The sequence below is a fragment of the Streptomyces sp. genome (assembly GCF_031181555.1).
GTDB lineage: Bacteria > Actinomycetota > Actinomycetes > Streptomycetales > Streptomycetaceae > Streptomyces > Streptomyces fimbriatus.
In genome coordinates, this window is the sequence record NZ_JAPSKQ010000009.1 from 38,927 (window position 1) to 47,702 (window position 8,776).

General features: G+C 72.1%; 11 protein-coding genes. 2 read left to right on the top strand and 9 right to left on the bottom strand.

Translation table 11 applies throughout. The annotated features are described in order from the left end of the window. Position 1 precedes the first annotated feature (1 nt). On the bottom strand, positions 2-433 hold the full coding sequence (gene hisI / locus RIM90_RS03710; RefSeq protein WP_309059063.1) for a phosphoribosyl-AMP cyclohydrolase: 432 nt from the start codon (positions 431-433) through the stop codon (positions 2-4). Between the two features lie 154 nt (positions 434-587). Between hisI and RIM90_RS03715 the strand changes: the two genes are divergently transcribed. Beyond that, on the top strand, positions 588-1,223 hold the full coding sequence (locus RIM90_RS03715) for a TIGR03085 family metal-binding protein (protein ID WP_309059064.1): 636 nt from the start codon (positions 588-590) through the stop codon (positions 1,221-1,223). Between the two features lie 44 nt (positions 1,224-1,267). Here the strand turns inward: RIM90_RS03715 and hisF are convergent, their stop codons facing one another. Genes hisF through hisD form a run of 8 tightly spaced genes read right to left on the bottom strand, consistent with a single transcriptional unit; the run spans position 1,268 to position 6,996 of the window. Beyond that, positions 1,268-2,023, bottom strand: coding sequence for an imidazole glycerol phosphate synthase subunit HisF (gene hisF, locus RIM90_RS03720; protein ID WP_309059065.1), 756 nt, complete (start codon positions 2,021-2,023; stop codon positions 1,268-1,270). After that, positions 2,020-2,424: a Rid family hydrolase gene (locus RIM90_RS03725; protein ID WP_309059066.1), complete on the bottom strand. Its 405-nt coding sequence runs from the start codon at positions 2,422-2,424 to the stop codon at positions 2,020-2,022. The genes hisF and RIM90_RS03725 overlap by 4 nt, the downstream gene beginning before the upstream one ends. A gap of 16 nt (positions 2,425-2,440) precedes the next feature. After that, positions 2,441-3,163: a bifunctional 1-(5-phosphoribosyl)-5-((5-phosphoribosylamino)methylideneamino)imidazole-4-carboxamide isomerase/phosphoribosylanthranilate isomerase PriA gene (gene priA / locus RIM90_RS03730; protein ID WP_309059067.1), complete on the bottom strand. Its 723-nt coding sequence runs from the start codon at positions 3,161-3,163 to the stop codon at positions 2,441-2,443. 4 nt (positions 3,164-3,167) lie between these two features. Further along, positions 3,168-3,809, bottom strand: a complete 642-nt coding sequence (hisH, locus tag RIM90_RS03735) for an imidazole glycerol phosphate synthase subunit HisH (RefSeq protein ID WP_309059068.1) — start codon at positions 3,807-3,809, stop codon at positions 3,168-3,170. Between the two features lie 4 nt (positions 3,810-3,813). Beyond that, on the bottom strand, positions 3,814-3,972 hold the full coding sequence (locus RIM90_RS03740; RefSeq protein ID WP_309059069.1) for a hypothetical protein: 159 nt from the start codon (positions 3,970-3,972) through the stop codon (positions 3,814-3,816). 2 nt (positions 3,973-3,974) lie between these two features. After that, positions 3,975-4,568 carry an imidazoleglycerol-phosphate dehydratase HisB gene (gene hisB, locus RIM90_RS03745; protein ID WP_309059070.1) on the bottom strand — a complete coding sequence of 198 codons (594 nt, stop codon included), beginning with the start codon at positions 4,566-4,568 and terminating at the stop codon, positions 3,975-3,977. Then, complete coding sequence (locus RIM90_RS03750; RefSeq protein WP_309059071.1) at positions 4,565-5,674, bottom strand: histidinol-phosphate transaminase; 1,110 nt, start codon at positions 5,672-5,674, stop codon at positions 4,565-4,567. The genes hisB and RIM90_RS03750 overlap by 4 nt, the downstream gene beginning before the upstream one ends. Then, positions 5,671-6,996: a histidinol dehydrogenase gene (hisD, locus tag RIM90_RS03755; RefSeq protein WP_309059072.1), complete on the bottom strand. Its 1,326-nt coding sequence runs from the start codon at positions 6,994-6,996 to the stop codon at positions 5,671-5,673. Before hisD ends, RIM90_RS03750 begins: the two co-directional genes overlap by 4 nt. A 192-nt stretch (positions 6,997-7,188) precedes the next feature. Between hisD and RIM90_RS03760 the strand changes: the two genes are divergently transcribed. Beyond that, entirely contained in the window at positions 7,189-8,766 is a 1,578-nt protein-coding gene (locus RIM90_RS03760; RefSeq protein WP_309059073.1) for an oxidoreductase, read from the top strand. Positions 8,767-8,776: the final 10 nt, after the last annotated feature.

The following is an 8,776-nucleotide window of genomic DNA, read 5'->3' on the forward strand; positions in this document are numbered from 1 at the left end:
CTTACTGATCCGGGGCGGCCGCGCCGGAACCGGCGCCGTCGGCGGGAACGTCCGGGGAGACGGCCACGGGGCCGTCCTTCAGCAGCACGTCGGCGTCGAAACAGGTACGGGCGCCGGTGTGGCAGGCGGCGCCGATCTGGTCGACCTTGACCAGCACGGTGTCCGCGTCGCAGTCGAGGGCGACCGACTTGACCCGCTGGAAGTGGCCGGAGGTGTCCCCCTTGACCCAGTACTCCTGCCGGCTGCGCGACCAGTAGGTGCAGCGGCCGGTGGTCAGCGTGCGGTGCAGCGCCTCGTCGTCCATCCAGCCCAGCATCAGCACCTCTCCGGTGTCGTACTGCTGGGCGATGGCGGGCAGGAGGCCGTCGGGGCTGCGCTTGAGGCGCGCGGCGATCTCCGGGTCGAGGCGGCTGGGCCGGGACGTGCTGGTCATGGGTGCCATTGTGCCGCGCTCCGCCGGCGAGCCACGGAGGGCGTCCACCGATTGGGAACGGTGACGCGCCGGGGGTGCCCCGGGGGAGTTCCCGTGGGGGCGGCGGCCGGGTGACGGGTGGGCGGAGCGGACGGGCGGTCGTAGGCTGGCTGGCATGTCGACCCATGCCAAGCGTGAACGACTCCTTCTGGCCGATCTGCTGGAGACCGCGGGGCCCGAGGCCCCCACCCTGTGCGAGGGCTGGACGACCCGGGACCTCGCCGCCCACGTGGTGGTGCGCGAGCGCCGCCCCGACGCCGCCGGCGGCATGCTGGTCAAGCAGCTGGCGCCGCGGCTGGAGCGGGTGATGGCGGAGTTCACCGCCAAGCCGTACGAGGAGCTGATCCAGCTGATCCGTACCGGCCCGCCCCGCTTCTCGCCCTTCTCGCTCAAGCAGGTCGACGAGATGTCGAACATCGTCGAGTTCTACGTCCACACGGAGGACGTCCGCCGGGCCCAGCCCGACTGGACGCCGCGTGACCTCGACCCGGTGTTCCAGGACGTCCTGTGGTCCCGGCTGGAACGCGCCGCCCGCCTGGTGGGCCGCGGCGTTCCGACGGGCCTGGTGCTGCGCCGCCCGAACGGCCAGACGGTGGTGGCCCACCGCGGCACCCCGGTGGTCACGGTGACCGGCGAGCCGTCGGAGCTGGTGCTGTTCGCCTACGGGCGGCAGAGTGCGGCGAAGGTCGGGCTGGAAGGCGACGAGAGCGCGATCGCGAAGCTTCAGGAGACCAAGCAGCTCGGTATCTGACCGGCACCCGAGGGGCACGGCTCGTGACCGGGCCGGGCCGGACGTCAGCGGACCGGGTGCCCGGCCTTGCGCAGGGTGTCCTTGACCTGGCCGATGCGCAAGTCGCCGAAGTGGAAGACCGAGGCCGCGAGGACCGCGTCGGCGCCCGCCTCGACCGCGGGCGGGAAGTCGGCCAGCTCGCCGGCGCCGCCCGAGGCGATCACCGGGACGGTGACGTGCTTGCGGACGGCGGCGATCATCTCCAGGTCGTAGCCGTCCTTGGTGCCGTCGGCGTCCATGGAGTTGAGCAGGATCTCGCCGGCGCCCAGCTCGGCGGCGCGGTGCGCCCACTCCACGGCGTCGATCCCGGTGCCGCGGCGGCCGCCGTGCGTGGTGACCTCGAAGGAGCCGGACTCCGTGCGGCGGGCGTCGACCGAGAGGACGAGGACCTGCCGGCCGAAGCGCTCGGCGATCTCGCGGATGAGGTCGGGGCGGGCGATGGCGGCGGTGTTCACGCCCACCTTGTCGGCGCCCGCCCGCAGCAGCCTGTCCACGTCCTCGGCGGTGCGCACGCCGCCGCCGACCGTCAGCGGGATGAACACCTGCTCGGCGGTGCGGCGCACCACGTCGTACGTCGTCTCGCGGTTGCCCGACGAGGCGGTGATGTCCAGGAACGTCAGCTCGTCGGCGCCCTCGGCGTCGTACACCTTGGCCATCTCGACGGGGTCGCCCGCGTCGCGCAGGTTCTGGAAGTTGACGCCCTTGACGACCCGGCCGTTGTCCACGTCCAGGCAGGGGATGACTCGGACCGCCAGGGTCATGAAGTCACGGCTCCTCTGAATGCTTCGAGTTCCACTGAGACCAGTACGCGCGAGTCGACGAAGCCCTCGACCACCAGGAGGGTGGTGACCGGGCGCACCGGGTCGAACAGTTCCTTGTGGGCCCGGCCGGCCTCGTCGACGTCCCGCGCGTGAACGAGGTGGATGCGCGTGCGGATCACGGACTCGATGCCGAGCCCGAACTCGCCGATCGCCTCCAGCGCGATGGTGAAGGCCGTCTTGGCCTGCTCGTAGGGGTCGCCCTCCCCGTGGAGCACCTCGCCCCGGAACGCGGTCGTGCCCGCCACCAGGACGCGGTCACCCGCCGCCACGGCGCGCGCGGACCCGAAGGACTCCTCCCAGGGGCTTCCGCTCTGCACGCGCCGTACGGCTCCGGACGTCATCGCACCGTGTCCTTTTTCACGAGGTGACCTCCAGGGCCTCTTCCAGGGTGAACGCCTTCGCGTACAGGGCCTTCCCGACGATGGCGCCCTCGACACCGAGCGGCACGAGCTCCGCGATGGCGCGCAGGTCGTCCAGCGAGGACACGCCGCCGGAGGCGACCACCGGGCGGTCGGTGGCGGCGCAGACGTTCTTCAGCAGCTCCAGGTTGGGGCCCTGGAGGGTGCCGTCCTTGGCGATGTCGGTGACGACGTAGCGGGCGCAGCCCTCCTTGTCGAGGCGCTCCAGCGTCTCGTAGAGGTCGCCGCCGTCGCGGGTCCAGCCGCGGCCGCGCAGGGTGGTGCCGCGTACGTCGAGGCCGACGGCGATCTTGTCGCCGTGCTCGGCGATGACCCTGGCGACCCACTCGGGGGTCTCCAGGGCGGCGGTGCCGAGGTTGACGCGGGTGCAGCCGGTGGCGAGGGCGGCGGCGAGGGTGTCGTCGTCGCGGATGCCGCCGGACAGCTCCACCTTGATGTCCATCGCGCCGGTGACCTCGGCGATCAGCTCGCGGTTGTCGCCGGTGCCGAACGCGGCGTCCAGGTCGACCAGGTGCAGCCACTCGGCGCCCGAGCGCTGCCAGGCGAGGGCGGCCTCCAGGGGGGAGCCGTACGAGGTTTCCGTCCCGGACTCGCCGTGCACCAGGCGGACGGCCTGGCCGTCGCGGACGTCGACGGCGGGGAGCAGTTCGAGCTTGGCCATGTCTCTACAGGGTTCCGATCCAGTTGGTGAGGAGCTGGGCACCGGCGTCGCCGGACTTCTCGGGGTGGAACTGGGTGGCCCACAGGGCGCCGTTCTCCACCGCGGCGACGAACGGCTTGCCGTGCGTGGACCAGGTGACCTTGGGCGTCGCCATCGCCGGGTTGTGCACCTCGAGGGTCCAGTCGTGGACCGCGTAGGAGTGCACGAAGTAGAAGCGGGCGTCCGCGTCGAGGCCGGCGAACAGCTCGGAGCCGGCCGGTGCGTCCACGGTGTTCCAGCCCATGTGGGGCACGACGTCGGCCTGCAGCGGCTCGACCGAGCCGGGCCACTCGTCGAGGCCCTCGGTCTCCGCGCCGTGCTCGACGCCGCGCGCGAACAGGATCTGCATGCCGACGCAGATGCCCATCACCGGGCGCCCGCCGGCCAGCCGGCGGTCGACGATCCAGTCGCCGCGCGCCTCCTTCAGGCCCCGCATGCAGGCGGCGAAGGCGCCGACGCCGGGCACCAGCAGGCCGTCGGCGTTCATGGCCCGGTCGAAGTCACGGGTGATCTCGACGTCGGCTCCCGCGCGCGCGAGGGCGCGCTCGGCGGAGCGGACGTTGCCGAAGCCGTAGTCGAAGACCACGACCTTCTTGGTGGTGCTCAAGAGGTCACACCTCCAGCCTCAGGACGCCCGCGGCGAGACACAGCGCGGCGCCGGTCGAGAGCAGCACGATCAGGCTCTTGGGCATCTTCTGCTTGACGAAGGAGATGACTCCGCCGAGGAAGAAGAGGCCGACGACGATCAGGACGGTGGACAGTCCGTTCATGCCTACAGCGCGCCCTTCGTGGAGGGCAGGATGCCGGCCGCGCGCGGGTCGCGTTCGGAGGCGTAGCGCAGGGCGCGGGCGAGCGCCTTGAACTGGCACTCCACGATGTGGTGCGCGTTGCGCCCGTAGGGCACGTGCACGTGCAGCGCGATCTGGGCCTGGGCGACGAAGGACTCCAGGATGTGCCGGGTCATCGTGGTGTCGTACTCGCCGATCATCGGCGCCATCTTCTCGGGCTCGGTGTGCACGAGGTAGGGGCGGCCGGACAGGTCGACGGTGACCTGGGCGAGGGACTCGTCCAGCGGCACCGTGCAGTTGCCGAAGCGGTAGATGCCCACCTTGTCGCCGAGCGCCTGCCGGAAGGCGGCGCCGAGCGCGAGGGCGGTGTCCTCGATGGTGTGGTGGGAGTCGATGTGCAGGTCGCCCTCGGTCTTCACGGTCAGGTCGAACAGGCCGTGCCGGCCGAGCTGGTCGAGCATGTGGTCGTAGAAGCCGACCCCGGTGGAGATCTCGGTCTTCCCGGTGCCGTCGAGGTCGATCTCGACGAGGACGGACGTCTCCTTGGTCGTCCGCTGCACGCGTCCAACGCGGTTCATGCGCTCTGCTCCTTCTTGATGTCACGGACCGCGTCGAGGAACGCGTCGTTTTCGGCCGGGGTGCCGGCGGTGACCCGCAGCCATCCCGGTACGCCGTTGTCCCGGACCAGGACGCCCCGGTCGAGGATCTGCCGCCAGACGGCGTGGGAGTCCGCGAACCTGCCGAACTGGACGAAGTTCGCGTCGGACTCGGTGACCTCGTAGCCGAGGGCGCGCAGTTCGGCGACCAGCCGGTCCCGCTCGGCCTTCAGCTGCTCGACGTACTTCAGCAGCGTGTCGGTGTGCTCCAGGGCGGCCAGGGCGGTCGCCTGGGTGACCGCCGAGAGGTGGTAGGGCAGCCGGACGAGCTGCACGGCGTCCACGACCGCGGGGTGCGCGGCGAGGTAGCCGAGGCGCAGGCCCGCCGCGCCGAACGCCTTCGACATGGTGCGGGAGACGACCAGGTGCGGCCGTCCGTCGAGCAGCGGCAGCAGCGAGTCGCCGTGGCTGAACTCGATGTACGCCTCGTCCACGACCACCATCGACGGCCCGGCCGCCTGAGCGGCCTCGTACAGGGCGAGGACCGTCTCGGCCGGGACCGCGTTGCCGGTGGGGTTGTTGGGGGTGGTGACGAAGACGACGTCCGGCCGGTGCTCGGCGATCGCCTTCTCGGCCGCCGCGAGGTCGATCGAGAAGTCGTCGTGGCGCGGGCCGGAGATCCAGCCGGTGCCGGTGCCGCGGGCGATCAGGCCGTGCATCGAGTACGACGGCTCGAAGCCGATCGCGGTGCGGCCGGGCCCGCCGAAGGTCTGCAGCAGCTGCTGGATGACCTCGTTGGAGCCGTTGGCGGCCCACACGTTCTCGAGGCCGACCCGGTGACCGGCCGTCCTCGTCAGGTACTCGGCGAGCCGGGTCCGCAGCTCCACCGCGTCCCGGTCCGGGTAGCGGTTGAGGTTCCGCGCGGCCTCGCGCACCCGCTCGGTGATCCGCTCGACCAGCGGCTCGGGCAGCGGGTAGGGGTTCTCGTTGGTGTTCAGCCGTACGGGGACGTCCAGCTGGGGCGCGCCGTAGGGGGACTTGCCGCGCAGCTCGTCCCGTACGGGGAGATCGTCGATTCCGAAGTTCACTTGCTCGTCGGTACCTTCCACCCGAACCTCGCCTTGATCGCCGCGCCGTGCGCGGGCAGGTCCTCCGCCTCCGCCAGCGTCACCACGTGGTGCGCGACCTCGGCCAGCGCGTCCTCGGTGTAGTCGACGATGTGGATGCCGCGCAGGAAGGACTGGACGGACAGGCCCGAGGAGTGGCAGGCGCAGCCGCCGGTGGGCAGGACGTGGTTGGATCCGGCTGCGTAGTCGCCGAGCGAGACCGGGGCCCAGGGGCCGACGAAGATCGCGCCGGCGTTGCGCACCCGGTCGGCGACCGCGGCGGCGTCGGCGGTCTGGATCTCCAGGTGCTCGGCGCCGTAGGCGTCGACCACGCGCAGGCCCTCGTCGAGGCCGTCGACCAGGACGATGGCGGACTGCCGGCCGGACAGCGCCGGGACGATCCGGTCCTCGATGTGCTTGCTGGCCTCGACCTGCGGCCGGAGCTCCTTCTCCACCGCGTCCGCGAGCTCGGCGGAGTCGGTGACGAGGACGGCGGCGGCCAGCGGGTCGTGCTCGGCCTGGCTGATCAGGTCGGAGGCGACGTGCACCGGGTCGGCCGTGGAGTCCGCGAGGATCGCGATCTCGGTGGGGCCGGCCTCGGCGTCGATGCCGATCCTGCCGGTGAAGTAGCGCTTGGCGGCGGCGACCCAGATGTTGCCGGGACCGGTGACCATGTTCGCGGGCGGGCAGGACTCGGTGCCGTACGCGAACATCGCGACGGCGGTGGCGCCGCCGGCCGCGTACACCTCGTCGACGCCGAGCAGCGCGCACGCGGCGAGGATGGTCGGGTGCGGCAGCCCGCCGAACTCGGCCTGGGCCGGGGAGGCGAGCGCGACGGACGGGACGCCGGCCTCCTGGGCGGGCACGGCGTTCATGATCACGGAGGACGGGTACACCGACCGGCCGCCCGGCGCGTACAGGCCGACGCGGTCGACCGGCACCCACTTCTCGGTGACCGTGCCGCCGGGCACGACCTGGGTGGTGTGGGTCGTGCGGCGCTGCTCGCGGTGGACGAGGCGGGCGCGCCGGATGGACTCCTCCAGGGCGGCCCGCACGGCCGGGTCCAGGCCCTCCAGGGCGTCGGTGAGCGCCTGCGCCGGGACCCGGACGGATTCCAGACGCACCCCGTCGAACCTCTCGGCGAAGTCGATCAGCGCCGCGTCGCCGCGATGATGCACGTCCTCGCAGATCGGACGCACCTTCTCCAGGGCGGTCGCGACGTCGAAGTCGGCTCGGGGCAGCAGGTCGCGCAGGGCGGGGCCCTCGGGAAGGGCGTCGCCGCGCAGATCGATTCGGGAGATCACGTGCTCAATTCTCTCAGACCCGCGTGGTAAGCCGTCCGCCCGTTCCAATGGCTGATACGGGACCCTTCGGTAACACTGCGCGCACACGCCGGAGATCTCCTTCACTTTCCGTGTTCAACCCCTCACGGAAACGGGCATGAACGGTTGTACGAAGGGACGAACCGACGAGTATCCGGGAGGGAGGGGGAAACCGTGACCGAGGGGGCGGGGCCGCACGCCGGGGAAGTGCCGGAGGATCTGACCGCCACGGAGGCCGGGATGTGGCAGGCCTTCCGGAACGGCAGCGTGTACGACCTGAGCAGCGGGGACACGGTCGTCGACGATCCGCACGGAGGGCATCCGTGGGGCCCCGAACGGACGGTCCGGGCCCGCGTCGTGTGCTGGCTCCTGCTGGACGGACCGCCCGCCCTGGCCGGCCGGGTGTCCTCGCTGAAGCTGGTCGGGGTGCAGATCACCGGTGCCCTGGACCTGGCGGGCGGCACGGTGGTGCCGTACGTGGAGATGCGGGACTGCCGCTTCGAGCGGGACGTGCTGCTGCCGGAGGCCCGCTTCACGACGGTGCGGCTGGTGGACTGCTCGATACCGCGCCTGGAGGCGGCCCGGCTGCACACCGAGGGTGATCTGCACCTGCCGCGCTGCCGGTTCCTGGGCGGCATACGGCTCACCGACGCCCGGATCGGTACGGATCTGCTGCTCAACCAGGCGATCGTGCACCGGGACCGCAGCGGCCGCTCGATCGCCGGGGACGGCATGACGGTCGGCCAGGACCTCCAGGCCGAGATGCTGGAGTCGCACGGCGAGCTGAGCCTGCGCAGCGCGACGATAGGCGTCTCGCTCAGCCTGCGCGGCGCCCGGCTGGTCAGTCCGTACACCCGGCTCGCGCTGAACGCGCCCCAGCTGACCGTGGAGCGTTCGCTGTACCTGACCCCGGCGGGCGTCGGCGCCCAGGCGCGGAGCGGGATGACCCCGGCGCGCGGGACGCGGATCCAGCGGTTCGAGTGCCAGGGCGGGGTGCGGCTGGACGACGGGCGGTTCGGGGACGCGGTCGACTTCGAGGGGGCCAGGTTCACCTTCACCGACGACCAGGAGCTGTCGCTGCGCCGGGTGCAGACGCCGGAGCTGCGCTTCCTCGGGGAGCGGCCGGCGCGCGGCAGGGTGGTGCTGTCGGGGGCGCGGGTGGTCAACCTGATGGACCGGGCGGACAGCTGGCCGGGACCGGGCCGGCTGCACATGGGCGGCTTCACCTACGAGAACCTGGTGCCGCGCGGTCCGTTCCCGCTGCCGCTCCGGCTGCGGTGGGTGGACGCGGCGAGCGCCGAGTACAACCCGGAGCCGTACGAGCGGCTGGCCGCCGTGCTGCGGGCGAGCGGGGAGGACGAGGACGCCCGCGAGGTGCTGCTCGCCAAGCAGCGCCGCCGCCGCGAGAGCCTGCCGCTCGCGGCCAAGCTGTGGGGCTACGCGCAGGACTGGACGGTCGCCTACGGGTACCGGCCGGGCCGGGCCGCGGTGTGGATGGCGGTGCTGTGGGCGGGCGGTTCGCTGGCCTTCGCGCACGCGCACCATCCACCCCTGAAGAGCGGTGAGCATCCCGCGTGGAACCCGGCCCTGTTCACCCTGGACCTGCTGCTGCCGGTGATCGATCTGGGGCAGGTGGGCTTCTGGCAGCTGCGCGGCGGCTGGCAGTGGCTGACGTCCGCGTTCATCCTGCTGGGCTGGATCCTGGCGACGACGGTGGCGGCGGGGGCGACGCGGACGCTGCGGCGGACCTAGCGGGGCGGAC

Excerpts from the sequence above, each read along its gene's own strand:
- RIM90_RS03725 (WP_309059066.1), bottom strand. The coding sequence starts at position 2,424 with ATGACGTCCGGAGCCGTACGGCGCGTGCAGAGCGGAAGCCCCTGGGAG.
- RIM90_RS03740 (WP_309059069.1), bottom strand. The coding sequence starts at position 3,972 with ATGAACGGACTGTCCACCGTCCTGATCGTCGTCGGCCTCTTCTTCCTC.
- hisF (WP_309059065.1), bottom strand. The coding sequence starts at position 2,023 with ATGACCCTGGCGGTCCGAGTCATCCCCTGCCTGGACGTGGACAACGGC.
- priA (WP_309059067.1), bottom strand. The coding sequence starts at position 3,163 with ATGGCCAAGCTCGAACTGCTCCCCGCCGTCGACGTCCGCGACGGCCAG.
- hisI (WP_309059063.1), bottom strand. The coding sequence starts at position 433 with ATGACCAGCACGTCCCGGCCCAGCCGCCTCGACCCGGAGATCGCCGCG.
- hisB (WP_309059070.1), bottom strand. The coding sequence starts at position 4,568 with ATGAACCGCGTTGGACGCGTGCAGCGGACGACCAAGGAGACGTCCGTC.
- RIM90_RS03715 (WP_309059064.1), top strand. The coding sequence starts at position 588 with ATGTCGACCCATGCCAAGCGTGAACGACTCCTTCTGGCCGATCTGCTG.